Source organism: Pseudomonas sp. St29 (assembly GCF_001547915.1).
In the GTDB taxonomy this organism is placed as follows: domain Bacteria; phylum Pseudomonadota; class Gammaproteobacteria; order Pseudomonadales; family Pseudomonadaceae; genus Aquipseudomonas.
Window position 1 is genome coordinate 2,901,722 of sequence record NZ_AP014628.1, and the last position, 24,245, is coordinate 2,925,966.

Consider the following 24,245-nt stretch of genomic DNA (forward strand, 5'->3'; position numbering starts at 1 on the left):
GGGCATTTTGCCAAGAAACCGCTGGCGGGATTCTAAAAAAACTTTCATCCAGGCGCGGGGCTCGTCGGTGTCCTGCGGGTCAGGGGCGCTGAAGCTTGATATTATCCGGCCACTTTTTGCCAGGAGGCGTCACCATGAGAGCCCTGCCCCGGGTCGGCTGGAAGCCCTTTTTCGCGGTGTGCCTGATGCTGCTGTGCAGCGCGGTGGCGCAGGCGGCCAATCAGCCCTGTTCTGGAAAGAAAGGCGGCATCGCCCGTTGTGATGGCGAACTCTTCCTGTGCAACGACGGCTCCATCAGCGCCTCGAAGAAAAACTGCGCGCTGATGTTCGGCCAGCGTTCCTCCACCCCTCGTGCCGAGCCACTGCTGCGTGATAGCCAGGGTTGCACCTGCGGCAGCGGCAGTTTCTGCACTGGCCCGCGGGGCGGGGTGTACTGCCTGACCCCCAGTGGCAATAAAAGCTACAAGCGGCATTGAAGCCCCGATTGAGCTTCTTCGTATCAAGGTGTTGTGCAATGAAATACGCATCACGTTTCAAGGGGCTGCTGTGGCTGCTGGTGGCTAGCCTGCTGTTAAGTCTGGCCGTGGACCTGGCGTTGCGCCTGCCGGGCTACCTGGAGGCCTATGCCGCCGATCCCCGTTATGCGCGCTGGATGCTGGGGTATCGCGGCCTGGACGTGCTGGTCATTGCCCTGATGGCGGTGATCGTGCCGGGCATCATGCGCCTGCTGGGTTTTCGCCGTTCAGCCTGGCTGGCATTGCCGCTCTTTGTCCTGTGGGGGCAGGGCATCGCGCAATTGACCCTGGCGGCCAACCTGCTGCTGGCGCTATGGGGCCTTGGGCTGCTGGTGCACTGGTGCTACAGCCGCGGCCGGGTGCTCTACCTGAGCAAGCGCGGCTGAGGCGCACGCCGTGCAGAACGCCCGCCATAAAACCCCCGGAGCGGCAAATTGCACGATCCAGGCCCGATGACTAATCGCAAGTCATTGAAATACATGTGTTTATAAGACTCCTGCTGCTGGCACGCTGACTGCACCTGTCCTTTCTGTCCCTTCGTGACGTGCAACAGCCTCTTTCCTGCCTGGAGCAGAACAACAATGAACAGACCCTCTGAACACCTGCTGGCCACCGAGGACGCTTCGAGTCATCACTCGGGCGTGTCCTGGGCGGCGATCTTCGCCGGCGCGGCGGCGGCCGCGGCCTTGTCCCTGATCCTCTTGCTGCTGGGCTTCGGCCTGGGCTTCTCCGCGGTTTCGCCCTGGGCCGGCAACGGCATCAGTGCCAAGGGCTTGGGCATTTCCAGCATTGTCTGGCTGGCCCTGACGCAGATTCTCGCCGCCGGGTTGGGCGGCTATATCGCCGGGCGCCTGCGGGTGAAGTGGGCCAACCTGCATGGCGATGAAGTGTATTTCCGTGACACCGCCCACGGCTTCCTGGCCTGGGCGGTGGCGACCCTGGTCACCGCGACCCTGGTGGTGGGCTCGGTCACCAGCGTCATTGGCGGTGGCGTGCAGGCCGGGGCCCAGGTTGCTTCCGCGGCCGCTGGTGCCGCCACCCAGGTGGCCGGCCATGCCGCTGCCCAGGGTTCCCCGGACGAGTACGGCTATTTCGTCGACAGCCTGTTGCGTGACGATCGCCCGGTGGCGGTCACTGAGGATGCGGCCCGGGGCACGGTGTCGCGGATCTTCGTGCGCACCTTGAGCAACGATGGCCAGTTGTCATCCGACGACCGCAGCTACCTGGCGCAACTGGTGGCCCAGCGCACCAACCTGACGCGGGCCGAGGCCGAGCGCCGGGTGGACGAGGTGTTCGCCAAGACCCAGCAGGCGCTGCATGAAGCCAAGCAGGCTGCCCGGGAAGCCGCCGACAGCGCCGCCAGGATAGCCGCCTGGTCGTCGTTGTGGATGTTCGTTGCCCTGCTGTGTGGGGCGTTCTTCGCCAGTCTGGCCGCCACCTTCGGCGGCCGGCGCCGGGATGCGGTGCTCTGGCTTGAAAGCCCTGTGCAACCGCGCACCGTGGCTCCCACCCCCGTTCACTGATCCAGGAGACTTGTCATGCGCTCATTACTGTTGTGGTTTCTCGGTGTACCGATCCCGGTGATCATTCTGATCGCCCTCTTCATGCACTAAGCGCCCCCCGCGACGCGGGGTGACCCGTTGTTCACGCGCCGCTGCCGGTTTGTACCGGCAGCGGCTTTTTTGTGCCCCGGGCCCCACCGCGCAAGCGCAGGCGCGACGTGTTGGGGCACTGCGGCAGTTTGCTTGGCCCAGATCAATATTCCTGTCGGACAAAAGTACTAGATTGGCCCGCGCTCGGTTCTGACAGCGTTATCGGAACCGCGGTGTTGCCACGTCCTCGCGCCAGGACTCTGAGCGGCAGGATGCCGGCAACTCCACTCACTTCTCACGGATGAACCGCAATGCGTCAGATAGACCGCAACTTTGATATTCAGCCGCTGCAGCATGCGGACATGACCATCAGTCTCAATGGCCAGCCGGTCACTGCCGCCCTGGGTGAAACAGTCCTCAGCGTGATCCAGGCCACCGGCCTGCGCCAGGTGGCGCGCAACGATCACGGGCAGTTGGTCGGTGCCTACTGCGGCATGGGCGTGTGCCATTGCTGCCTGGTGCAGATCGACGGCCGCCACAAGCGCCGCGCCTGCCAGACCCTGGTCAAGCCGGGGATGCAGGTGCAGACCCTGAGCAACCGCATCACTGAAACGGAGCCCAGCCTATGAGCCTGAACCCGGTGATCGTCGGCGGCGGGCCGGCGGGCATGGCAGCGGCCATCGAACTGGCCGAGCACGGGGTGCGCAGCACCCTGATCGAAGAGGCCTCGCGCCTGGGCGGGGTGGTCTATCGCGGGCCGCTGCGCGATGGCGTGCAACTGGATTACCTGGGGCCGCGTTACTGCGAAATGCTGGCCAAGCTGCACGGTGATTTTTCCGACCACGAACAAATGATCGAGGTGCGCCTCAACAGCCGGGTGATCGGCGCCGAAGGCCATAACAGCCTGATGCTGCTGGACGCCGAAGAGCAGGTGCAGCAGGTGGACTACTCGCAACTGCTCCTGGCCGCCGGTTGCCATGAGCGCAGCGTGCCGTTTCCCGGCTGGACCCTGCCGGGGGTCAAGTTGCTGGGCGGCCTGCAATTGCAGATCAAGAGCGGGGTGGTCAAGCCGCAGGGGCCGGTGGTGATCGCCGGCACCGGGCCGCTGCTGCCACTGGTGGCCTGCCAGCTGCATGCCTCGGGCGTGCGGGTGGCCGGGGTCTACGAGGCCAGCGCCCTGAGCAAGATCGCCAAGCAGAGCCTGGCCATGCTGAACAAGCCGCAACTGTTCCTCGACGGCCTGAGCATGCTGGCCTACCTCAAGCTCCACGGCATCAGCCTGCGCTATGGCTGGGGCGTGGTGGAGGCCCAGGGGCAGGACGCCCTGAGCGTGGTCACGGTTGCCCCTTATTCCGCCGACTGGCAGCCGGACCTGTCCAAGGCCCAGCGCATCGCGGCCCAGACCCTGGCGGTGGGCTACGGCTTCATCCCACGCACCCAGCTGAGCCAGCAGATGGGCCTGGACCACGGCTTCAGCGACGACGGCTACCTGCGGGCCCACGCCAATGCCTGGCAGCAGAGCAGCGAGCCGCACATTCATCTGGCGGGCGACATGGGCGGGATCCGCGGCGGTGAAGCGGCCATGCTCAGCGGTCGCATCGCCGCGCTGTCGATCCTCATGCAGCGCAATGTCCTGGATAACGAGGCGGCCCTGCAGCGGCGCCAGGGCTACGAGCGCAAACTGGCCTCGATCCTGCGCTTTCGCGGTGCGGTGGACCGCTATACCGCGCGTGGCACCGGGCAGATAGAACTGCCCAAGGGCGACACGGTGATCTGCCGTTGCGAGCACACCACCCGCAACGATATCGAGCGTGCCCTGGCCCAGGGGGTACAGGACATGGCCAGCCTGAAAATGCGCACTCGCGTGAGCATGGGCGACTGCCAGGGGCGGATGTGCGTCGGCTACTGCAGCGACCGCCTGCGCCAGGCCACCGGACGCAAGGACGTGGGCTGGATTCGCCCGCGCTTCCCGCTGGACCCGATTCCGTTTTCCGCCTTTGCCGCACCCGACCAGGAGGTCCCCGAACATGAGTAAGTACTACGACGTGGTGATCGCCGGTGGCGGCGTGATTGGGGCGTCCTGCGCCTACCAGCTGTCCAAGCGCAAGAACCTCAAGGTGGCGCTGATCGACGCCAAGCGTCCGGGCAACGCCAGTCGTGCCTCGGCCGGCGGCCTGTGGGCCATCGGCGAGTCGGTGGGCCTGGGCTGCGGGGTGATCTTCTTTCGCATGATGTCGGCCAACCGCAAGCGCGAGGCCCAGGGCTCGGCGGTGGTGGTGGATTCCAGCACCCCGCATATCCTGCCGCAGTCGTTCTTCGACTTCGCCCTGCAGTCCAACGAGATCTACCCGCGCCTGCACCGTGAGCTGATCGGCCTGCACGGCATGGACTTCAAGTTCGAACAGACCGGGCTCAAGTTCGTCATCTATGACGATGAAGACCGGCTGTACGCCGAACACATTGTCGGTTGCATCCCGCACCTGTCCGATCAGGTGCGCTGGCTCGACCAGGCGGCCCTGCGCGCCGCGGAACCCAATGTCAGCCACGAAGCCCAGGGCGCCCTGGAGTTCCTCTGCGATCACCAGGTCAATCCGTTCCGCCTGACCGATGCCTACACCGAAGGTGCACGGCAGAACGGCGTGGATGTGTACTTCAACACCAACGTCACCGGCGTCCTGCACCACGGCAACCGGGTCAGCGGGGTGCAGACCGCCGAGGCCGGGCTGTTCCATTGCTCGACCCTGATCAACGCTGCCGGTGCCTGGGCCGCCGAGCTGAGCCTGCAGGCCACCGGGGTGGAGATTCCGGTGAAGCCGGTGAAGGGCCAGATCCTCCTCACCGAGCGCATGCCCAAGCTGCTCAATGGCTGCCTGACCACCAGCGACTGCTACATGGCGCAGAAGGACAACGGCGAGATCCTGATTGGCAGCACCACCGAGGACAAGGGCTTCGACGTCAGCACCACCTACCCGGAAATCAACGGTCTGGTGCAGGGGGCGGTGCGCTGCATTCCCGAGCTGGCCCAGGTCAACCTCAAGCGCTGCTGGGCCGGCCTGCGCCCGGGCTCGCCGGATGAACTGCCGATTCTTGGGCCGATGGACGGGGTCGAGGGTTACCTCAATGCTTGCGGGCACTTCCGCACCGGCATCCTGACGTCGGCGATCACCGGCGTGCTGCTGGACAAACTGGTGAACGACGAAACCCTGCCGCTGGACATCACACCGTTCCTGGCCCGGCGTTTCGCCACCGCCCCGGTGAAAAAACAGCCCGAACCGGCCTGACAGATCCCCACGAGGATCTGTTGGACTTGCGTAGGAGCTGGCTTGCCAGCGAAAGCGTTTCCAGGAGCGCTGCACGGCTCGCGGGCCTCTTCGCCGGCAAGCCGGCTCCTACGGTCGGCAGGGATCTGTTGGACTTGCGTAGGAGCTGGCTTGCCAGCGAAAGCGTTTCCAAGAGCGCTGCACGGCTCGCGGGCCTCTTCGCCGGCAAGCCGGCTCCTACGGTCGGCAGGATCTGTTGGACTTGCGTAGGAGCTGGCTTGCCAGCGAAAGCGTTTCCAGGAGCGCTGCACGGCTCGCGGGCCTCTTCGCCGGCAAGCCGGCTCCTACGGTCGGCAGGATCTGTTGGACTGCGTAGGAGCTGGCTTGCCAGCGAAAGCGTTTCCAAGAGCGCTGCACGGCTCGCGGGCCTCTTCGCCGGCAAGCCGGCTCCTACGGTCGGCAGGATCTGTTGGACTTGCGTAGGAGCTGGCTTGCCAGCGAAAGCGTGTCCAGGAGCGCTGCATGGCTCAGGGGGCTCTTCACCAGCAAGCCGGCTACGGTGATGGCGCTGTGTGGGTCAGGTGGCGGGGGTGTCGAGGAACACCGGCAGCTGTTCGGCGTATTCGGCAAAACTGCGCACCGCCGGGAACTGCTCGGGGCCGAACTGGTCCGCCACCATCATCTGGCTGAAACTCCAGGCCACCGCCAGGCTGATGCCGACCTGGCTCAGGGTTCCATCCCGGGGCAGCGGCTGCTTCTGCAACTCGTGCTCCAACTCGGCATAGGCGGCCTGCAATTGGCCGCCGATCCGCTCCAGCCAGGGGCCGTGCTGTTTCTCTGCCGGACGCAGCTTTCGTTCGTAGACGATCTGCACCGACTTCTCACAGGCCGCCAGGGCCAGGCCGATCAGGCGCAACTCATGCAAACGCTCCGGCAGGGTCGCGGGCATCAGGCTTCGTTTCGGGCCGGCCAGGGTTTCCAGGTAGTCGAGGATCAGGCTCGAATCCATCAGCACTTCACCCCCGTCGCAGACCAGGCTTGGCGCCTTGACCACCGGGTTGATGGCCTTGAACTGCTCGAAGGTGCTGAACACCGAGATCGAGTGGTGCTCGAAGGGCAGGCCCAGGCTCTTGAGGCTGATGGCGACGCGGCGTACATAGGGTGAATCGAGCATTCCAATGAGTTTCATCGCGTATTTCCTTGTCTTGAACGGCACAACGGATGGGAACGGCGCGGCTAATGTAGCGGCATTGAATCGGCCTTGCCCAGCTCCTTGCCATGGCTCGGCAGCGGCTACGGGGCAATGCCGATCGGGGATAGGTGTAGCCGCTGCCGCAGGCTGCGAACGGGCTGGGCGGCACTCCGTCGAAGGACCGCGGTGCCCTTGAGGCCGCTGCGAGTTTAGCTGGAGATCGTCAAGCAAGGTCCTGCGGACCTTTGCGCAGCTTCGCGGGCTCAGCAGCGGCTACAGGCCAATGCCGATCGGGGGGGAGTGTAGCCGCTGCCGCAGGCTGCGAACGGCACGAAGGGCCGCAGCGCTCTTGAGGCCGCTGCGAGTTTGGCTGGAGATCGTCAAGCAAGGTCCTGCGGACCTTTGCGCAGCTTCGCGGGCTCAGCAGCGGCTACAGGCTAATGCCGATCGGGGGGTTGTGTAGCCGCTGCCGCAGGCTGCGAACGGCACGAAGGGCCGCGGTGCCCTTGAGGCCGCTGCGAGTTTGGCTGGAGATCGTCAGGCAAGGTCCTGCGGACCTTTGCGCAGCTTCGCGGGCTCAGAGCGGCTACAGCCAGGCAGGTAATCGGCGACCGGCAGGTTGCGCGTCGCGTTACCACAGGTGCTAGGGCTGCCGTGGTCGCAGGCACCACCAGACCAGGCCCAGGGCGAGGCTGGACAGGCCGGTCAGGGCCTGCAGCGAGCCGGCCGGGTGGTTCGCCAGCAGGCTGGCAAGCAAGCCGCAGCCGGCGGTCAGGGCCATCTGGATAAAGAAGAACAGCCCCGAAGCGGTGCCCGCCACCGCCGCATAGGGTTGCAGGATCGCCAGCTGGCAGGCGGGTATCGCCAGGCCCACCGAGAACATCAGCGGCAGCATCGGCAGGACGATCGCCCACAGGCTGTCGGGCCACAGGCTGCGAGCGAACAGCAACAGGCCGGCGCCCGCCAGGTTCAACAGGCAGGCCCGGGCTATCAGACGGTCGGCGCCGTGGCGCGCGCCCAGGCGCTGGAACAGCCGCGAACCCAGCAGGTAGCCGGCCACGGTGGCGGCGAATACCAGGGCGTAGGCCGTGGGCGACAGCCCCAGCTGGCGCTGCAACAGTGCCGACGATTGCAGGATGAAAGGGAAATAGGTGCAGTACAGGCAGCCGATGGCCAGGGAATAGCGCATGAAATAGCGCTCGCCCAGCAGGCGCAGGTACAGGCGCGGCAGGTGTTTGCCAGGCACCGGGGCGAGCTGCGCCGGGCGGGTTTCGGCAAGCCGTTTGTACATCAGCAGCCAGGCCGCCGCGGCCACCAGGCTCAGGCACAGGAACAGCCCGCGCCAGCCCAGCAGGTGGTCGATCAGGCTGCCCAGCGGCGGCGCCAGCATCGGCGACAGGGCAATGCCCGTGGACAGCAGCCCGAGCAGGCGCGGCTGCTCTTCGGGGGCGCAGCGGTCGCGGACCATGACCCGGCCGATCAGGGTGCCGCAGCAACCGCCCAACGCCTGCAGCAGGCGGGCGACCATCAGCACCTCGACGCTGGCGGCGAGCATGCAGGCCAGGCTGGCCAGCAGGAACAGCGCGGTGCCCGCCAGCAGCACCGGGCGCCGGCCATAACGGTCGCACAGCGGCCCGCCCAGCAGCATCGACAGGGCGTAGCCGAGCATGTACAGGCTCAGGGTCAGTTGCAGTTGCGCATCGCTGGCCCGCAGTTGGTCGGCCATGGCCGGCAGCGCCGGCAGGTACAGGTCGATGCTGATCCGCGGCAGGCAGACCACCACCAGCAGCAACAGGGTCCAGAGCCAGGGGGCAAGGGGGCGTGCAACAGCAATGGAGCGGGGCGGGGCGTCGGCAAGCGGGGGCATGGCGGGCTCGGGGCAAGTGGGTACGGCGCTGAAATTAAGGTCTTTATGGTTTAATGCCGAGCACCGTTTAGAGCCCATTCGACTGGACCACTATGAGCCGTGGAAAACACCCCGTGCCCCTCGACCTGCCGCTGCCCATGGAGGGCGCTCAGGGCAAGCAGGACAGCGCCTACGCCGCGTTACGCCAGGCGATCCTGGAAAAACGCCTGCCGGCCGGCTGCCGCTTGCCCTCCACGCGCACCCTGGCCCAGCGCTGGGGCCTGTCCCGGGGCACCCTGGAAGTGGTTTTCGACCGCCTGCGCAGCGAAGGCTACGTGAACCGCGCCAGCGGTTCCGGGACCCGGGTCTGCGCGGTGGTGCCGGATCTTTACCTGAGCGCCCCGGCGGCGGTTGCCGCGCCCGCCGCCGGTGACCTTGAACCGCCGTACCCGCCGCTGGGCGTGCGTGCCGGCCAGCCCTTTGTTGCGCGGCTGGCCGACCCGGCGCTGTTTCCCCTGCCGCACTGGACCCGCTCCCTGACCCGGGCCCTGGGCAGTGCCTCGGCGCAGTCGCTGTGCGACGCCGACCCCGGCGGGCTGCCGGCGCTGCGCCAGCAGATCGCCGAGTACCTGGGGCAGCACCGGGGCATCGTCTGCCATGCCGGGCAGGTGATGATCACCACCGGCATCCGCCATGGCCTCGACCTGCTGGCCCGCAGCCTGCTGCGCCCGGGTGACAAGGTGTGCCTGGAAGACCCCGGCTACCTCTCGGCCAAGGATCTGTTCGCCCTGGCCGGGGCGCGCCTGGTGCCGATCCCGCTGCAGGAGGAGGGCATCGATACCGCGCGCCTGCAAGAGCATCGCGATGCACGCCTGGTCTACGTGACCCCGGCTCACCAGGCGCCCCTGGGCATGACCCTGCCGGTGTCGCGGCGCCTGGCCCTGCTGGAATGGGCGCGGCACAGCCAGGCCTGGGTGGTGGAGGATGACTACGACAGCGAGTTCAACTACCAGAGCGCGCCGCTGGCGGCCCTCAAGTCGCTGGACCGGGACGACCGGGTGATCTATTGCGGCAGCTTCAACAAGACCCTGTTCGCCGGCTTGCGGGTGGGCTTCATGCTGCTGCCCGACAACCTGCGCCCGCGCTTGTTGGCGACCTTGCAGAGCACCGGGCGCTCGGTCGGGGTGATCGAGCAGATGGCCCTGGCCGACTACATCGCCAGCGGCGCCTTCCTGCGTAACCTGCGGGCGGCGCGTCAGGCCTATCAGGAACGCCGCGACCTGCTGCTGGCGATCCTCGCTCGGGAGGCGCCGGGCTGCTACCGCATCAGCGGCCAGCAGGCCGGGCTGCACCTGCTCCTGGAGCTGCCACCGGGCAGCGACGAGACGCGCTTTCGCCAGCGCGCCGCCGAGCAGGGCCTGCTGCTGCAGGGGCTGGCCGAGCACTGTCAGGTGGCGCGCCGGCCGGCGGCGGTGATCATCGGCTACGCGGCCCTGAGCCTGGCGCAGATCCGTTTCAGCGGATCGCGGCTGGCGGCGCTGCTGGTGGCCGCGGCGCGGCAAGCGCAAGAACAAGTGCAAGCGCGCTGAGCCTGGGCTGTCATCTGCCTGTCATGTAGCTCGGGCACCCTCGGCGCCCCGGCCTCGGGCCTTTGTGGATTACACGGACGTCATGATCATTGTCACCGCCGGCGCGGCCTATCTGGATATCGACGCCTACGCCGGTTGCATCGCCTACGCCGAATTGCTCAACCTCAGCGGCCGCCCGGCCCGGGCCCTGAGCAGCGCGCCGCTCAACGAGAGCATTCCCCAAGGCTTCAGAGACCGCCTCAAGGGCCTGGACAGCCACGTCCCCGAGGGCGCCGACCAGTTCGTGCTGGTGGACATTTCCAACCACCTGCACCTGGACCCGCTGGTGGACCTCGCGCGGGTGGTGGAGGTCATCGACCATCACCCGGGGTTCGAGGCGTTCTGGGACGAGCGCCTGGGCAAATACGCGGATATCCGCCCGATCGGCGCCGCCTGCACCCAGGTCTATGAGCGCTGGCGCGACGCCGGCCTGCTGCCGCGGATCAGCCGTGACAGCGCGCAATTGCTGGCGGCGGGCATCCTCGACAACACCCTGAACTTCAGCGGCGGCAGCTGTACTGCGGCCGACCGCCAGGCCTATGCCGCCCTGGCCGCCCATGCCGGCCTGGGGCCCCAGTGGCCCGAAGCGTATTTCCAGCAATGCCAGCAGCAGATCGAAGCGCAGTTGCCCCAGGCCCTGCTCAAGGATTTGAAGGTGCTCGAAGCGTCCAGCAACCTGCCGCGGCGCTTTGCCCAGCTGACGCTGTGGCAGGGTGAGGGCCTGTTGGCGCGCCAGCGCCACCTGATCGAACAGGTGCTGGGGCAGTGGGGCGATGACTGGCTGCTGAACCTGATCAGCCTCAGTGAAGGCAAAAGCTACCTGCTGACCGGCAGCCCGGGCAGTGCCCGCAAGCTTGAGCGGCTGCTAGAGTGCAGCGCCCAGGACGGCGTGCATTGCCTGGCCCGGCCGATCCTGCGCAAGGAGCTGCTGCGCAAGGGCCTGGCTTTGCAGGCGGTGTCCTGAATCAACGGAGCAGGCCATGGACCTTGAACAACGCTTGCAGCAGGTGAATGACGAGCAGAGCTTCCTCGACTTCGTCCAGACGCTGCTTGACGACCGCCGTCAGCTGCAGCACCGCGACAGTTGGCAGAATCATTCCATCGAGGACTTTCTCGATGGCGCCCAGGCCTGGGCCGAAGCCACCGGCATGGGCGCCACCCAGGGGTTGGCGCAGGCCTCGCCCTGGCGGCGTTTCGCGGTGTTCCTGTACTGCGGCAAGATCTACGAGTAGGGCCGCTGGGGCGGTTGCTGCCGGTGGTTGGCGGGCGACTATGCTGAGCTTCTAGGGCGTCGACAACGGCGCGGGAGGTCGGTCATGGGTCAGGACAGAACCGCGCTGGTGCTTTCCGGGGGCGGCAGCCTCGGGGCGGTCCAGGTCGGCATGCTGCAAGCCCTGGTGGAACTGGGGCTGGAGTTCGATCTGGTGGTGGGGGCCTCGGTGGGCGCCATCAATGGCGCCTACTTCGCCGCGCGGCCCGATGCCCGGGGCGTGGCCGAGCTGGCGGACTTCTGGCGCGGCTTGCGCAAGGGCGACGTGTTTCCGTTTTCCTGGTTCGACAGCCTGTTGGGCCTGCTACGCCATCGCGGCTGCCTGCTGCCGTCCACGGCCCTGTCTCGGCTGGTGCGTCGGGCGTTGCCGGTCGCGCGTATCGAAGACAGCCGGCTGGCGCTGCATATCGTCACCACCAACCTGCTGACGGGGGCCCAGGAAGTGCTCTCCAGTGGCGACACCGAGCAGGCGCTGCTGGCCAGCGCGGCGATTCCCCTGGTGTTTCCCTGGGTGCGCATCGGCGACAAGCTGCTGGTGGATGGCGGGGTCGCGAGCAATACGCCGATTGCCGCCGCGGTGGGCCTGGGGGCCACTCGGGTGATTGTCCTGCCCACCGGTTTCGGTTGCGCCTGCCCGGCGCCGCCGGCGGGGATGCTGGCCCTGGCCCTGCACACCTTGAACCTGTTGAGCATGCGCCAGCTGGTGCGCGACATCGAACTCTATGCGCCGCGGGTGGCGATCCATGTGGTCGACCCCCTGTGCCCGCTGGGGGTATCGGTGTTCGACTTCAACCAGACCGAGGCGCTGCTGCAGCGGGCATACCGCCAGACCCTGGGCTGGGTCGAGCAGGGCGGCCTGCAACGCCGGGGCGTGCCCGATGCCCTGCAAGCCCATAGCCATGGGCCGGCTTCGGGCTAGTCGTCGAAGCCGCCTTGTTCGTGAATCTCGTCCATCTTCAGTTCCAGGCGATAGGCCACGGCGATGAACAGCGCCTGGCACAGGCACAGGGTGGCGCTCAGCGAGCGGAAGGCGAAGGAGCTGCCTTCGTTGACCAGCAGCACGCTGTTGGCGCGCTTGGCCAGGGGTGACAGGGTGCTGTCGGTGATGATCAGGGTCTGGGCCTGGTTGTGCTGGGCAATGCGCAGGCAGTGCTGGGTTTCCTTGGCGTAGGGGGTGAAGCTGATGGCGATCACCAAGTCGTTGGGACGGATGCTGCGCATCTGCTCGCGGTAGCTGCCGCCCAGGCCCGACACCAGGTGGATGCGCTTGTTGGTGTGCTGCAGGTTGTACACCAGGTAGTCGGCCACGGCGAAGGAGCGGCGCACCCCCACCACGTAGATGTTGTCGGCATTGACCACCAGCTCCACCGCCTGCTCGAAGGCCGCGTCGTCCAGTTCCAGGCCCAGGCGCTCGATTCCCGAGAGCGTGGCGTTGACGCACTCCCGGGCCAGATCGCCGCCGCTGGCCTTCTGCGACTTGTTGGCGATCATGCTGCGGATGCGCTGCTGGTAGTTCTGCACCGGCGTGGCCTTGTGGGTGTAGGCCTCGCGAAACAGCGCCTGCATTTCACTGAAGCCGCTGAAACCGAAACGCTGGGAAAAGCGCACGATGGCCGAAGGATGGACCTCGCATTCCCGGGCGATGTCGCTGATGCGGTCGACCATGATCCGGTCGCTCTGCTGGCTCATGTAGCTGGCAATGCGCTTGAGCTGGCGGGGCAGGCTCTCGTATTCCTCGGTGATCAGTTGCAGCAGGCGCTCGGCATTGATCGGGGGGCTGACGAGGTCGCTCTCGGGCGTGCTCTCGGCCAGGGCCGGCTGATCGGTGCGGGACATAGAAAATCCTTCTGGCGTGTACTGATGGGCAGGCTGGAGAGCCGTCCCCTGACAATAGGTGGGCAGCCGGCAGTCTACAGGGTAGGGCCCCATAAAATCTTCGGGCCGGTGCCGGCCGGGGCTTTGCTGAAACGATGCAGGGCGTCTGGCTCAGGCTTGAAAAAGTTTAATGGAAAATATATTCCATGTAAAAAATATATAGAAAAAATATTGATTGAGGCCCGGAGACGTTTTAGTCTGCATCCACCAAGAGTGCTCGGCGACCGGTCACGGCGGCGAGCGCAGGCTGATAAAAATAACAGGAGCCAGCATGGGCCAGACTCGTTTTGCCAGTGGGCGTCAATTGGATCTGATTTGCCTCGGACGCCTGGGCGTCGACCTTTATGCGCAGCAGGTCGGGGCGCGGCTGGAGGACGTCAGCAGCTTTGCCAAGTACCTGGGCGGCTCGTCGGCGAACATCGCCTTCGGCACCGCGCGCCTGGGCCTCAAGTCGGCGATGCTGAGCCGGGTCGGCGACGATCACATGGGGCGCTTCCTGCTGGAGTCGCTGGCGCGCGAAGGCTGCGACGTCAGCGCGGTCAAGGTCGATCCGCAGCGCCTCACCGCCCTGGTCCTGCTGGGCCTCAAGGACCGCGAAACCTTTCCCCTGGTGTTCTACCGCGAGAACTGCGCGGACATGGCGCTGTGCGCCGCCGACATCGACGAAACCTTCATTGCCTCCAGCAAGGCCCTGCTGATCACCGGCACCCATTTCTCCACCGACGGCGTCTACCGGGCCAGCCTCCAGGCCCTGGACTACGCCGAGAAGCACGGGGTCCGGCGGGTCCTGGACATCGATTACCGGCCGGTGCTCTGGGGCCTGGCGGGCAAGGCCGACGGCGAGACCCGGTTCGTTGCCGACCAGCAGGTCAGCCAGCATGTGCAGGGCATCCTGGGGCGTTTCGACCTGATCGTCGGCACCGAGGAGGAGTTCCTGATTGCCGGTGGCAGCGACGACCTGCTGACGGCCCTGCGCACCGTGCGCTCCCTGAGCGCCGCGACCCTGGTGGTCAAGCTCGGCCCGCAAGGCTGCACGGTGATCCACGGCGCGATTCCGCCGCGCCTGGAGGACGGGGCGATCTATCCCGGTGTGCGGGTGGAGGTGCTCAACGTGCTGGGCGCCGGCGATGCCTTCATGTCCGGCTTCCTCAGTGGCTGGCTGGAAGAGGCCAGCGATGAGCGCTGCTGCCAGCTGGCCAACGCCTGCGGCGGCCTGGTGGTGTCGCGCCATGCCTGCGCCCCGGCGATGCCGACCCGGGCCGAACTGGACTACCTGTTCAGCAGCCCGGTGCCGATTACCCGTCCCGACCAGGATTCGGTCCTGCAACGCCTGCATCAGGTCAGCGTGCGGCGCAAGGCCTGGAAGCAATTGTTCGTCTTCGCCTTCGACCACCGTGGACAACTGGTGGAACTGGCGCAGCACAGCGGTCGCGAGCTCAAGGCCATCGCTCAGCTCAAGCAGCTCTTCATAGAGGCGGTGCAACGGGTCGAAGTCGACCTGCGGCGCCGGGGCATCGAGGCCGATGTCGGCCTGCTGGCCGACCAGCGCTTCGGCCAGGAGGCGCTGAACGCCGCCACCGGGCGCGGCTGGTGGGTGGCACGGCCGGTGGAAGTCCAGGGCTCGCGGCCCCTGGCCTTCGAGCACGGGCGCTCGGTGGGCAGCAACCTGATCGCCTGGCCCCAGGAGCAGATCATCAAGTGCCTGGTGCAATTCCACCCGGACGACGAACCCCTGCTGCGCCTGGAGCAGGAAGCGCAGATCCGTGGGCTGTACCAGGCGTCCCAGGTCAGCGGGCATGAACTGCTGCTGGAAATCATCCCGCCCAAGGACCTGCCCGGCGCCCATCCCGAGGTGCTCTACCGCAGCCTCAAGCGCCTGTACAACCTGGGTATCTACCCCGCGTGGTGGAAGATCGAGGCACAGTCGGCCGAAGAATGGAAAAAGCTCGACGAGCTGATCCAGGAACGCGACCCGTATTGCCGTGGCGTGGTGCTGCTGGGCCTGAATGCCTCGGCCGAAGCCCTCGCCGAGGGCTTTCGCCAAGCCGCCGACAGCCGCACCTGCCGCGGGTTTGCCGTGGGCCGCACGATCTTCCAGGAGCCCAGCCGTGCGTGGCTGGCGGGGGAGATCGACGACGCCACCCTGATCCACCAAGTGCAGGGCACCTTCGAACAACTGATCAACGCCTGGCGCAGCGCCCGCTCACTTTAGCAGCCGGCTTGCCGGCGAAGAGGGTCTTGAGCCTGGTGCCAGGCTCACCGGAGCCTTCGCTGGCAAGCCAGCTCCTACGAGTGCGAGGCCGTTCTCCACGCTTTCATGAACAACAACAAAAGGTGCAGCCATGCCCGCGATCCGAATTGGCATCAACCCGATCTCCTGGAGCAACGACGACCTGCCGGCCCTGGGCGGTGAAACGCCCCTGAGCACCGCCCTCAGCGAAGGCCGCGACATCGGTTACCAAGGCTTTGAACTCAACGGCAAATTCCCCAAGGACGCCCAGGGCGTGGCCGCGGTGTTGCGCCCCTATGATCTGGCGCTGGTGTCGGGCTGGTATTCCGGGCGTCTGGCCCGGCGCTCGGCGGCCGAGGAAATCGACGCCATCGCCGGCCACGTCGAGCTGCTCAAGCACAACGGCGCCTCGGTGCTGGTCTACGGCGAAGTGGCCGACTCGATCCAGGGCTCACCGGTGCGTCTGGTCGAGCGCCCGCGCTTCCACAGCGCCCAGGCCTGGCAGGACTACGCCGACAAACTCACGACGCTGGCGCGTTTCACCCTGTCCCAGGGCGTGCGCCTGGCTTATCACCATCACATGGGCGCCTATGTCGAATCGCCGGCGGACATCGACCAGCTGATGCGCCTGAGCGGCGAGGAAGTCGGCCTGCTGTTCGATTCGGGCCATTGCTACATGGGCGGCGGCGAGCCCCTGGAGGTGCTGCGCAAACATGTGCGCCGGGTCTGCCACGTGCATTTCAAGGACGTGCGCAAGCCGGTGGTGCAACTGGCGCGCAACAACCTGTGGAGCTTTCCGGACTGCATCGTCAACGGCACCTTCACCGTGCCCGGCGATGGCGACATCGACTTCGCCGCCTTGCTCGACGTGCTGCTGCAGGCGGGCTACCAAGGCTGGCTGGTGGTGGAAGCCGAGCAGGACCCGGCCGTGGCGCCGAGCTACGTCTACGCGAAAAAAGGCTATGACACCCTGCGGGCGCTGCTGGACGCCGCAGTGCCATCTACGAGGACAGGCCAATGAATCTGCTGGTTAAAAGCGCGACCCAGGGCCGGACCCTGGTCCAGTTGCCGGAAGGCGCCCTGGCGTACGTGGGGTTCAGTGCCTACCGCCTGAGCCTGGGGGACAGCCTGCCGCTCAGGGCCGGAGACCAGGAGCTGTGCCTGGTGCTGCTCAGCGGCCGCATCGACGTGCAGGGCGAGTCGCCCCAGGGCGCCTTCCAGTGGTCCAACCTGGGCGACCGGCAATCGGTGTTCGAGGACAAGTCGCCCTTTGCCGTCTATCTGCCGCCGGGCAGCCAGGCCCGGGTCAGCGCCTTGAGCGACGTGCAGATCGCGGTCTGCGCCGCCCCGGGCGCCCTTGAGGGCAGCCCCGGCCCGCGGCTGATCCGCCCGGAGCAGTGCAAGCGCAGCGTGCGCGGCAAGGGCGCCAATACTCGTTATGTCTGCGACATCCTGCCCGACAGCGAGCCGGCCCATTCCCTGCTGGTGGTGGAGGTGCGCACGCCGTCCGGGCATTCCTCCAGCTACCCGCCGCACAAGCACGACACCGATGACCTGCCGCACCAGAGCTTTCTGGAGGAAACCTATTACCACCAGGTGCATCCGCCCCAGGGGTTCGTGTTCCAGCGGGTCTACACCGACGACCGCAGCATTGACCAGGCCATGGCCGTGGAAAACAACGATCTGGTGGTGGTGCCCAAGGGCTATCACCCGGTCAGCGTGCCTTACGGCTACGAGTCCTATTACCTGAACGTCATGGCCGGGCCCAAGCGGGTCTGGCAGTTCCATAACGACCCGCAGCACAGCTGGCTGCTGGATCTGTAAGCCGCTCGAACCTTGAGCCTCGACCGAACCCTTCACGGAGAACAAGAACAATGAGCGACACCCCGGTAATCGGCCATTACATCGACGGCCAGGTGCAGGCCACCGGCGAGCGTTTCAGCCCGGTGTTCAACCCGGCCACGGGCGCGGTCCAGGCCCGCGTGGCGCTGGCCGCCCAGCAGACCGTGGACGCGGCGGTGGCGTCGGCGCTGCAGGCGTTCCCGGCCTGGTCCGAACAGTCCTCCCTGCGCCGTGCGCGGGTGATGTTCAAGTTCAAGGAACTGCTGGACCGGCACCACCAGGAACTGGCGCAGATCATCACCCGCGAGCACGGCAAGGTGCTGGCCGACGCCATGGGCGAAGTGACCCGCGGCATCGAGATCGTCGAGTACGCCTGTGGCGCGCCGAGCCTGCTGAAAACCGATTTCAGCGACAACATCGGTGGCGGCATCGACAACTGGAACCTGCGCCAGCCCCTGGGTGTGTGCGCCGGGGTCACGCCGTTCAACTTCCCGGTGATGGTGCCGCTGTGGATGATCCCCCTCGCCCTGATCGCCGGTAACTGCTTCATCCTCAAGCCGTCCGAGCGCGACCCGTCCGCCAGCCTGCTGCTGGCGCGCCTGTTGACCGAAGCCGGGTTGCCCGAAGGGGTGTTCAACGTGGTCCAGGGCGACAAGAGCGCGGTGGACGGCTTGCTCCAGCACCCGGACATCGAGGCGATTTCCTTTGTCGGTTCGACGCCGATTGCCGAGTACATCCACCAGCAGGCCAGCGCTCGAGGCAAACGCGTGCAGGCCCTGGGTGGGGCCAAGAACCACATGATCGTGATGCCCGACGCCGACCTAGAGCAGGCCGCCGATGCACTGATCGGCGCGGCCTACGGCTCGGCCGGCGAGCGCTGCATGGCCATCTCCATCGCCGTGGCGGTGGGCGAGGTGGCCGACGAATTGATCGCCAGGCTGCTGCCGCGCATCGACCAGCTCAAGGTCGGCAACGGCTTGCAGGGCGACAGCGACATGGGGCCGCTGGTGACCGCCGAGCACAAGGCCAAGGTTGAAGGTTTCATCGACCAGGGCGTGGCCCAGGGCGCACAGCTGCTGGTGGACGGACGCGGCTTCAAGGTGCCGGGGGCGGAGCAGGGCTTTTTTGTCGGCGCCACCCTGTTCGACCAGGTCACTCCCGAAATGAGCATCTACCAGCAGGAAATCTTCGGGCCGGTGCTGGGCATTGTGCGGGTGCCCGACTTTGCCAGCGCGGTGGCGCTGATCAACGCCCATGAATTCGGCAACGGCGTGTCCTGCTTCACCCGCGACGGCGGCGTGGCCCGGGCCTTTGCCCGCAGCATCAAGGTCGGCATGGTGGGCATCAACGTGCCAATTCCGGTGCCCATGGCCTGGCATTCCTTCGGTGGCTGGAAGCGTTCGCTGTTCGGCGATCACCATGCCTACGGCGAGGAAGGCCTGCGTTTTTACAGCCGCTACAAGAGCGTGATGCAGCGCTGGCCCGACAGCATCGCCAAGGGCCCGGAATTCAGCATGCCGACCGCCAAGTAACTGCCTCGACGGGATGGATTTGGGAGAACAAGAAGAATGAGCCAGCCCCTGCGTTTCGCCCTGAATCGTATGGTTGCACCGGGTTTGTCACTGCCGCAGTTCATCGACCTGGCGCGCACGCTGAAGGTCGATGCCATTGAGATCCGCAATGACCTTGCGGGCGTGGAAATCGAGGACGGCACGCCGCCCGAACGGGTCCGCCAGTTGTGCGCGGCCCAAGGGCTCAAGGTGTTGTCGATCAACGCCCTGTACCCCTTCGATGTGTGGAGCGACGAGCGTCGCCGGCAGGCCCTGAAACTGGCCGCCTATGCCCGTGCCTGCGGCGCCGAGGGGCTGGTGCTGTGCCCGCTCAATGACCCTGCCGACCCGCGCGGCGAGGCCCAGCGCAGCAGCGCGTTGCGCACGGCCCTGAGCGAACTGGCGCCGATCCTGCGGGAGCACGGCCTGCTGGGGTTGATCGAGCCCCTGGGTTTTGAGGAATGCGCGCTGCGCCACAAGCGCACGGCGGTGGAGGCGATCCGCGCCATCGGCGGCCTGGATGTGTTGCGCCTGGTGCACGACACCTTCCACCACCACCTGGCCGGCGAGCATGAGTTCTTCCCCGAGCTGACCGGGCTGGTGCACATCTCCGGGGTCGAGGATCGCCAGGCGCCGCTCAACCGCATTCGCGACGGCCATCGGGTGCTGGTGGGCGAGGCGGACATCCTTGGCAATGCGGCGCAGATCGATACCTTGCGCAGCAATGGCTACAGCGGCTACCTGTCCTTCGAGCCCTTTGCCGAGAGCGTGCACGGGCTGGCGGACATCCAGCAGGCGATTGGGGCGAGCATGGCCCACCTGCAGCAATCCCTGACTTGACGCCGCCCTCATGTAGGAGCCGGCTTGCCGGCGAAGGGGCCCACAGGGGGGCAAGTCTCGAAGGTGCTTTCGCTGGCAAGCCAGCTCCTACGGGAGTATTGGCAGGGCCGTTGGCTTCACATGATGAATAAGGTGCAAACCATGAGTACGACACGCTTGACCATGGCCCAGGCCCTGGTGAAATTCCTCGATAACCAATACGTCGAGGTGGATGGGGTCCAGAGCAAGTTCATCGCCGGGGTCTTCACCATTTTCGGCCACGGCAACGTGCTCGGCCTGGGCCAGGCCCTGGAGCAGGACAGTGGCGAGCTGCTGGTGCACCAGGGCCGCAACGAGCAGGGCATGGCCCACGCCGCCATCGGTTTCGCCAAGCAGCACCTGCGGCGCAAGATCTACGCCTGCACCTCCTCGGTGGGCCCCGGCGCGGCCAACATGCTGACCGCGGCGGCCACCGCCAGCGCCAACCGCATTCCGTTGCTGCTGCTGCCGGGGGACGTCTACGCCAGCCGCCAGCCGGACCCGGTGCTGCAGCAGATCGAGCAGTTCCATGACCTGAGCATCAGCACCAACGATGCCTTCAAGGCCGTGAGCCAATACTGGGACCGGATCAACCGGCCCGAGCAACTGATGAGCGCGGCGCTCCACGCCATGCGCGTGCTCACCGACCCGGCGCAGACCGGCGCCGTGACCCTGGCGCTGCCCCAGGACGTGCAGGGCGAAGCCTACGATTACCCGGACGCCTTTCTCGCCCGGCGGGTGCACCGCATCGACCGCCGCCCGGCCACCGAGGCCATGCTCGGCGATGCCCTGGCGCTGTTCGAGGGCAAGCGCAAGCCGCTGATCATCTGCGGCGGCGGGGTCAAGTACTCCGGGGCCAACCGGGCCTTGCAGGCTTTTGCCGAACGCTTCGGCATTCCCTTCGCGGAAACCCAGGCGGGCAAGAGCGCGGTGGTTTCCGAGCACCCGCTGAACGTCGGCGGGATCGGCGAAACCGGTTGCCTGGCGGCCAACCTGCTGGCCCGGGAAGCCGACCTGATCATTGGCGTCGGCACCCGCTACAGCGACTTCACCACCTCGTCGAAATGGCTGTTCCAGCACCCGGAGGTGCAATTTCTCAACCTCAATGTCTGCCCTGGCGACAGCCTGAAGATGGAGGGCGTGCAACTGCTGGCCGATGCCCAGGCCGGTTTGCAGGCCCTGGGCGAAACCCTGGGCCGCAGCGGTTACCGGGCAGCCTGGGGCGGGCAGATCGGCGAGGCCCGGGCGCAACTGGAGGCCGAGGTCGACCGGCTCTACCAGCTGCAATACCAGGACCAGGGCTTCGTGCCGGAAATCAACGACCACCTGGACCCGGCGGTGCTGCGCGAATTCATCGAACTGACCGGCTCCTGCCTGACCCAGAGCCGGGTGCTCGGGCTGCTCAACCAGGCCTTGCCCGAGGACGGCATCATCGTCGCCGCCGCCGGCAGCCTGCCCGGCGACCTGCAGCGCAGCTGGCGCAGCAAGGGGGTCAATACCTACCACGTGGAATACGGCTATTCGTGCATGGGCTACGAGGTCAACGCGGCGCTGGGGGTCAAGCTCGCCGAGCCGGATCGCGAGGTGTACGCCCTGGTGGGCGACGGTTCCTACCTGATGCTGCATTCGGAGCTGGTCACCTCGATCCAGGAGCGGCGCAAGATCAACGTGGTGCTGCTGGACAACATGACCTTCGGCTGCATCAACAACCTGCAGATGGGCCACGGCATGGACAGCTTCGGCACCGAGTTCCGCTACCGCAACCCTTCGAGCGGCAAGCTCGACGGCGGCTTTGTGCCGGTGGACTTCGCCATGAGCGCCGCGGCCTACGGCTGCAAGACCTACAAGGTCAGCAACGAGGAGCAGTTGCTGGCGGCCCTGGCCGATGCCCGGACCCAGACGGTATCGACCCTGATCGACATCAAGGTCCTGCCCAAGACCATGATCCACGGCTACCTGTCCTGGTGGCGGGTGGGCGTGGCCCAGGTGTCCACCAGCGCGCGCACCGATGCGGCGGCCAAGACCCTCAATGAACGCCTGGCCCAGGCCCGGCAGTACTGATCGCTCTGCAACGAACAACAACAGGAGTATCTGCATGTCTTTGAAACTTGGCGTTATCGGCACCGGGGCCATCGGCCAGGATCACATCCGTCGGTGCAGCCAGACCCTGCTGGGCAGCCAGGTGGTGGCGGTCACCGACATCAACCTGGCGTCGGCGGCCAAGGTGGTCAGCGACCTCAAGCTCACTGCCGAGGTCTACCCGGACGGCCACGCGCTGATCAAGGCGGCGGACGTCGAGGCAGTGCTGGTGACCTCCTGGGGGCCGAGCCATGAGGAGTTCGTGCTGGCGGCGATTGCCGCGGGCAAGCCGGTGTTCTGTGAAAAGCCCCTGGCGGTGACCGCCGCCGGTTGCCGGCGCATCGTCGAGGCCGAAATCGCCCACGGCAAGCGCCTGGTGCAGGTGGGCTTCATGCGCCCCTACGATGCCGGTTACCAGGCCTTGAAGGCGGTGATCGACAGCGGGCAGATCGGCGAGCCGCTGATGCTGCACTGCGCCCACCGCAACCCGCGGGTGGGGGAGAACTACAAGACCGACATGGCCATCACTGACACCCTGATCCATGAGCTGGACGTGCTGCGCTGGCTGCTGGCCGACGACTATGTGTCGGTGCAGGTGGTGTTCCCGCGCAAGACCAGCAAGGCCCTGGCCCATTTGCGCGACCCGCAGATCGTGCTGCTGGAAACCGCCCGTGGCACGCGGATCGACGTCGAGGTGTTCGTCAACTGCCAGTACGGCTACGACATCCAGTGCGAAGTGGTGGGGGAGAGCGGCATCGCCAGATTGCCGGAGCCGTCCCAGGTGCAGTTGCGCAGCCAAGCCAAGCTGTCCAACGCCATCCTGATGGACTGGAAGGAGCGTTTTATCGCCGCCTATGACGTCGAGCTGCAGGCCTTTATCGACGGCGTGCGCGGCGGTCGGGTGGGCGGGCCTTCGGCCTGGGACGGCTTTGCCGCCGCCGTGGCGGCCGACGCCTGTATCGAAGCGCAGAACAGCGGCCAGATCGTCAAGATCGAGCTGCCAGAGCGTCCCGGCTTCTACGCCTGAGCTGCAGCCTTGCCGGCGGAGCAACCCTTGCAGGGCGCTTTCGCTGGCAGGCCGGCTGGCCGGCCAAGGAGGCCTTGCATCAAGCGCAGGTCTTGGGCCTGCAGCCGTCGTGCAGCAGCGGTTTTCCGGGGGGGAAACCGATTTAGAATAAAATTCTAAAATGAGTTGATATAGAAATTATTTTCCAATAAAGTCATTTCCAGGTTGCCGACTAGCTAGGTTGCAAACCCCTCGAACAGGCTTTGAGCGCGGTGTGCACCGACCCACAAAAACAAACAGGTACCGTCGATGAAAACCTTCAAATCCGCTGTCCTCGCTGTCGCTTCAGCGTTCCGCTTCTCCTCTGCGCCCGCCGCTGTGACCCCTCGGGCCCGCCGCTGCGCCCTTGTCCTGACCTGCCTCGGCTTTCTCTGCGTAGAGCGCAACGGTGCGCTGCTGTGCTGCGTTCCCGGCGCGCCGGTGGTGCGCCTGCCGCTCTGAGTCGTTCTGCGCTTTATCCATAAAACCTACAAGAATGTGGAGAAAGACCTGTTATGAACACCAAGATCCGTTTTGCCTCGCTCGCGCTGTCGCTGCTGCTGACCAGCGGGGCGGCGCTGGCCGACATCAAGATCGGCGTGAGCATGTCGCAGTTCGATGACACCTGGCTGACCTACCTGCGCGAGTCGATGGACCAGAAAGCCAAGTCCCTGCCCGACGGGGTCAAGCTGCAGTTCGAGGACGCCCGCAGCGACGTGGTCAAGCAGTTGAGCCAGGTCGAGAACTTCATCAGCCAGAAAGTCGACGCCATCGTGGTCAACCCGGTGGACACCGCGGCCACCCGCAAAATCACCGAGGCTGCGGTCAAGGCCGGCATCCCCCTGGTGTACGTCAATCGTCGCCCGGATGACCTGAACCTGCCCAAGGGCGTGGTCACCGTGGCCTCCGACGACCTGGAGGCCGGCAAGATGCAGATGCAGTACCTGGCCGAAAAAATGGGCGGCAAGGGCGACATCGTGATCCTGCTGGGCGATCTGGCGAACAACTCCACCGCCAACCGCACCAAGGGGGTCAAGGAGGTACTGACCCGCTACCCGGGGATCAAGGTCGATCAGGAACAGACCGGGGTCTGGCTGCGGGACAAGGGCATGACCCTGGTCAACGACTGGCTGACCCAGGGCCGCAAGTTCGATGCGGTGGTGTCCAACAACGATGAAATGGCCATTGGTGCCGCCATGGCGCTGAAGCAGGCCGGGGTCGAGAGGGGCAGTGTGCTGATCGCCGGGGTCGACGGCACCCCCGATGGCCTGCGTGCGGTGAAGAAGGGCGACCTGGCGATCTCGGTGTTCCAGGACGCAAAGGGCCAGGCGGACGGCTCCATCGATACCGCGGTGAAGATGATCAAGCATGAGCCGGTGGAGCCGGCCGTGTGGATTCCCTATCGCCTGATCACCCCGCAAAACGTCGACCAGTTCAAGTAACGCCGCGCCTTTGCCAAGGGC

The 24,245-nt window shown here is 66.2% G+C and carries 22 protein-coding genes; 19 read left to right on the forward strand and 3 right to left on the reverse strand.

The window, feature by feature from the left end; translation table 11 throughout:
- Positions 1 to 134 precede the first annotated feature (134 nt).
- The 6 genes from PST29_RS13195 (at position 135) to hcnC (ending at position 5,388) form a co-directional block, all read left to right on the forward strand.
- On the forward strand, positions 135 to 476 hold the full coding sequence (locus tag PST29_RS13195) for a hypothetical protein (protein ID WP_060843329.1): 342 nt from the start codon (positions 135 to 137) through the stop codon (positions 474 to 476).
- Positions 477 to 514: 38 nt separating this feature from the next.
- A complete protein-coding gene (locus tag PST29_RS13200; RefSeq protein ID WP_060843330.1) occupies positions 515 to 901 on the forward strand; it encodes a hypothetical protein in 387 nt (128 codons plus the stop codon).
- A 195-nt stretch (positions 902 to 1,096) separates the two neighbouring features.
- Positions 1,097 to 2,038 (forward strand): hypothetical protein, encoded by a 942-nt coding sequence (locus PST29_RS13205; RefSeq protein ID WP_060838885.1) that lies wholly within the window; start codon positions 1,097 to 1,099, stop codon positions 2,036 to 2,038.
- 380 nt (positions 2,039 to 2,418) lie between these two features.
- On the forward strand, positions 2,419 to 2,736 hold the full coding sequence (gene hcnA / locus PST29_RS13210; protein WP_047303914.1) for a cyanide-forming glycine dehydrogenase subunit HcnA: 318 nt from the start codon (positions 2,419 to 2,421) through the stop codon (positions 2,734 to 2,736).
- Positions 2,733 to 4,142 (forward strand): cyanide-forming glycine dehydrogenase subunit HcnB, encoded by a 1,410-nt coding sequence (gene hcnB / locus PST29_RS13215; protein ID WP_060838886.1) that lies wholly within the window; start codon positions 2,733 to 2,735, stop codon positions 4,140 to 4,142. Before hcnA ends, hcnB begins: the two co-directional genes overlap by 4 nt.
- Positions 4,135 to 5,388 (forward strand): cyanide-forming glycine dehydrogenase subunit HcnC, encoded by a 1,254-nt coding sequence (hcnC, locus tag PST29_RS13220; protein WP_060838887.1) that lies wholly within the window; start codon positions 4,135 to 4,137, stop codon positions 5,386 to 5,388. The genes hcnB and hcnC overlap by 8 nt, the downstream gene beginning before the upstream one ends.
- A gap of 556 nt (positions 5,389 to 5,944) precedes the next feature.
- Here hcnC and PST29_RS13225 read toward each other — a convergent pair.
- Together PST29_RS13225 and PST29_RS13230 are read right to left on the reverse strand one after the other, a co-directional pair.
- A complete protein-coding gene (locus tag PST29_RS13225; RefSeq protein ID WP_060843331.1) occupies positions 5,945 to 6,556 on the reverse strand; it encodes a glutathione S-transferase in 612 nt (203 codons plus the stop codon).
- Between the two features lie 646 nt (positions 6,557 to 7,202).
- Positions 7,203 to 8,426 carry a multidrug effflux MFS transporter gene (locus PST29_RS13230; protein WP_060843332.1) on the reverse strand — a complete coding sequence of 408 codons (1,224 nt, stop codon included), beginning with the start codon at positions 8,424 to 8,426 and terminating at the stop codon, positions 7,203 to 7,205.
- Positions 8,427 to 8,518: 92 nt separating this feature from the next.
- Between PST29_RS13230 and pdxR the strand changes: the two genes are divergently transcribed.
- From pdxR to PST29_RS13250, 4 genes are all read left to right on the forward strand, one after another.
- Complete coding sequence (gene pdxR, locus PST29_RS13235) at positions 8,519 to 9,994, forward strand: MocR-like pyridoxine biosynthesis transcription factor PdxR (protein WP_060843333.1); 1,476 nt, start codon at positions 8,519 to 8,521, stop codon at positions 9,992 to 9,994.
- Between the two features lie 82 nt (positions 9,995 to 10,076).
- Positions 10,077 to 10,997 carry a DHH family phosphoesterase gene (locus PST29_RS13240; protein ID WP_060843334.1) on the forward strand — a complete coding sequence of 307 codons (921 nt, stop codon included), beginning with the start codon at positions 10,077 to 10,079 and terminating at the stop codon, positions 10,995 to 10,997.
- A gap of 16 nt (positions 10,998 to 11,013) precedes the next feature.
- Positions 11,014 to 11,265, forward strand: coding sequence for a DUF7660 family protein (locus PST29_RS13245; RefSeq protein WP_060838892.1), 252 nt, complete (start codon positions 11,014 to 11,016; stop codon positions 11,263 to 11,265).
- 84 nt (positions 11,266 to 11,349) lie between these two features.
- On the forward strand, positions 11,350 to 12,222 hold the full coding sequence (locus PST29_RS13250; RefSeq protein ID WP_060843335.1) for a patatin-like phospholipase family protein: 873 nt from the start codon (positions 11,350 to 11,352) through the stop codon (positions 12,220 to 12,222).
- Here PST29_RS13250 and PST29_RS13255 read toward each other — a convergent pair.
- Entirely contained in the window at positions 12,219 to 13,139 is a 921-nt protein-coding gene (locus PST29_RS13255) for a MurR/RpiR family transcriptional regulator (protein WP_060838894.1), read from the reverse strand. The two genes, PST29_RS13250 and PST29_RS13255, sit on opposite strands and share 4 nt — an antisense overlap.
- Before the next feature lie 310 nt (positions 13,140 to 13,449).
- Between PST29_RS13255 and PST29_RS13260 the strand changes: the two genes are divergently transcribed.
- From PST29_RS13260 to PST29_RS13295, 9 genes are all read left to right on the forward strand, one after another.
- Positions 13,450 to 15,390 (forward strand): bifunctional 5-dehydro-2-deoxygluconokinase/5-dehydro-2-deoxyphosphogluconate aldolase, encoded by a 1,941-nt coding sequence (locus PST29_RS13260; protein ID WP_060843336.1) that lies wholly within the window; start codon positions 13,450 to 13,452, stop codon positions 15,388 to 15,390.
- A 130-nt stretch (positions 15,391 to 15,520) separates the two neighbouring features.
- On the forward strand, positions 15,521 to 16,429 hold the full coding sequence (iolE, locus tag PST29_RS13265) for a myo-inosose-2 dehydratase (protein ID WP_060843337.1): 909 nt from the start codon (positions 15,521 to 15,523) through the stop codon (positions 16,427 to 16,429).
- Complete coding sequence (iolB, locus tag PST29_RS13270; protein ID WP_060843338.1) at positions 16,426 to 17,232, forward strand: 5-deoxy-glucuronate isomerase; 807 nt, start codon at positions 16,426 to 16,428, stop codon at positions 17,230 to 17,232. The genes iolE and iolB overlap by 4 nt, the downstream gene beginning before the upstream one ends.
- 50 nt (positions 17,233 to 17,282) lie before the next feature.
- Entirely contained in the window at positions 17,283 to 18,782 is a 1,500-nt protein-coding gene (locus PST29_RS13275; RefSeq protein ID WP_060843339.1) for a CoA-acylating methylmalonate-semialdehyde dehydrogenase, read from the forward strand.
- 36 nt (positions 18,783 to 18,818) lie between these two features.
- Positions 18,819 to 19,640 carry a TIM barrel protein gene (locus PST29_RS13280; RefSeq protein WP_060843340.1) on the forward strand — a complete coding sequence of 274 codons (822 nt, stop codon included), beginning with the start codon at positions 18,819 to 18,821 and terminating at the stop codon, positions 19,638 to 19,640.
- A 141-nt stretch (positions 19,641 to 19,781) separates the two neighbouring features.
- A complete protein-coding gene (iolD, locus tag PST29_RS13285; protein ID WP_060845113.1) occupies positions 19,782 to 21,719 on the forward strand; it encodes a 3D-(3,5/4)-trihydroxycyclohexane-1,2-dione acylhydrolase (decyclizing) in 1,938 nt (645 codons plus the stop codon).
- A 34-nt stretch (positions 21,720 to 21,753) separates the two neighbouring features.
- Positions 21,754 to 22,764: a Gfo/Idh/MocA family protein gene (locus PST29_RS13290; protein ID WP_060838901.1), complete on the forward strand. Its 1,011-nt coding sequence runs from the start codon at positions 21,754 to 21,756 to the stop codon at positions 22,762 to 22,764.
- 288 nt (positions 22,765 to 23,052) lie between these two features.
- On the forward strand, positions 23,053 to 23,244 hold the full coding sequence (locus tag PST29_RS30990) for a hypothetical protein (protein ID WP_082729235.1): 192 nt from the start codon (positions 23,053 to 23,055) through the stop codon (positions 23,242 to 23,244).
- Between the two features lie 53 nt (positions 23,245 to 23,297).
- The gene (locus PST29_RS13295) at positions 23,298 to 24,224 is read left to right on the forward strand and encodes a sugar ABC transporter substrate-binding protein (protein ID WP_060843341.1); all 927 of its coding nucleotides are present in this window, start codon (positions 23,298 to 23,300) and stop codon (positions 24,222 to 24,224) included.
- Positions 24,225 to 24,245: the final 21 nt, after the last annotated feature.

Coding starts and splice junctions, on each gene's coding strand:
- PST29_RS13275 (WP_060843339.1), top strand. CDS start 17,283: ATGAGCGACACCCCGGTAATCGGCCATTACATCGACGGCCAGGTGCAG.
- pdxR (WP_060843333.1), top strand. CDS start 8,519: ATGAGCCGTGGAAAACACCCCGTGCCCCTCGACCTGCCGCTGCCCATG.
- PST29_RS13225 (WP_060843331.1), bottom strand. CDS start 6,556: ATGAAACTCATTGGAATGCTCGATTCACCCTATGTACGCCGCGTCGCC.
- PST29_RS13250 (WP_060843335.1), top strand. CDS start 11,350: ATGGGTCAGGACAGAACCGCGCTGGTGCTTTCCGGGGGCGGCAGCCTC.
- hcnB (WP_060838886.1), top strand. CDS start 2,733: ATGAGCCTGAACCCGGTGATCGTCGGCGGCGGGCCGGCGGGCATGGCA.
- PST29_RS13240 (WP_060843334.1), top strand. CDS start 10,077: ATGATCATTGTCACCGCCGGCGCGGCCTATCTGGATATCGACGCCTAC.
- PST29_RS13200 (WP_060843330.1), top strand. CDS start 515: ATGAAATACGCATCACGTTTCAAGGGGCTGCTGTGGCTGCTGGTGGCT.
- hcnA (WP_047303914.1), top strand. CDS start 2,419: ATGCGTCAGATAGACCGCAACTTTGATATTCAGCCGCTGCAGCATGCG.
- iolB (WP_060843338.1), top strand. CDS start 16,426: ATGAATCTGCTGGTTAAAAGCGCGACCCAGGGCCGGACCCTGGTCCAG.
- iolE (WP_060843337.1), top strand. CDS start 15,521: ATGCCCGCGATCCGAATTGGCATCAACCCGATCTCCTGGAGCAACGAC.
- PST29_RS13205 (WP_060838885.1), top strand. CDS start 1,097: ATGAACAGACCCTCTGAACACCTGCTGGCCACCGAGGACGCTTCGAGT.
- iolD (WP_060845113.1), top strand. CDS start 19,782: ATGAGTACGACACGCTTGACCATGGCCCAGGCCCTGGTGAAATTCCTC.
- PST29_RS13295 (WP_060843341.1), top strand. CDS start 23,298: ATGAACACCAAGATCCGTTTTGCCTCGCTCGCGCTGTCGCTGCTGCTG.
- PST29_RS13255 (WP_060838894.1), bottom strand. CDS start 13,139: ATGTCCCGCACCGATCAGCCGGCCCTGGCCGAGAGCACGCCCGAGAGC.
- PST29_RS13280 (WP_060843340.1), top strand. CDS start 18,819: ATGAGCCAGCCCCTGCGTTTCGCCCTGAATCGTATGGTTGCACCGGGT.
- PST29_RS30990 (WP_082729235.1), top strand. CDS start 23,053: ATGAAAACCTTCAAATCCGCTGTCCTCGCTGTCGCTTCAGCGTTCCGC.
- PST29_RS13290 (WP_060838901.1), top strand. CDS start 21,754: ATGTCTTTGAAACTTGGCGTTATCGGCACCGGGGCCATCGGCCAGGAT.
- PST29_RS13260 (WP_060843336.1), top strand. CDS start 13,450: ATGGGCCAGACTCGTTTTGCCAGTGGGCGTCAATTGGATCTGATTTGC.
- hcnC (WP_060838887.1), top strand. CDS start 4,135: ATGAGTAAGTACTACGACGTGGTGATCGCCGGTGGCGGCGTGATTGGG.
- PST29_RS13195 (WP_060843329.1), top strand. CDS start 135: ATGAGAGCCCTGCCCCGGGTCGGCTGGAAGCCCTTTTTCGCGGTGTGC.
- PST29_RS13245 (WP_060838892.1), top strand. CDS start 11,014: ATGGACCTTGAACAACGCTTGCAGCAGGTGAATGACGAGCAGAGCTTC.
- PST29_RS13230 (WP_060843332.1), bottom strand. CDS start 8,426: ATGCCCCCGCTTGCCGACGCCCCGCCCCGCTCCATTGCTGTTGCACGC.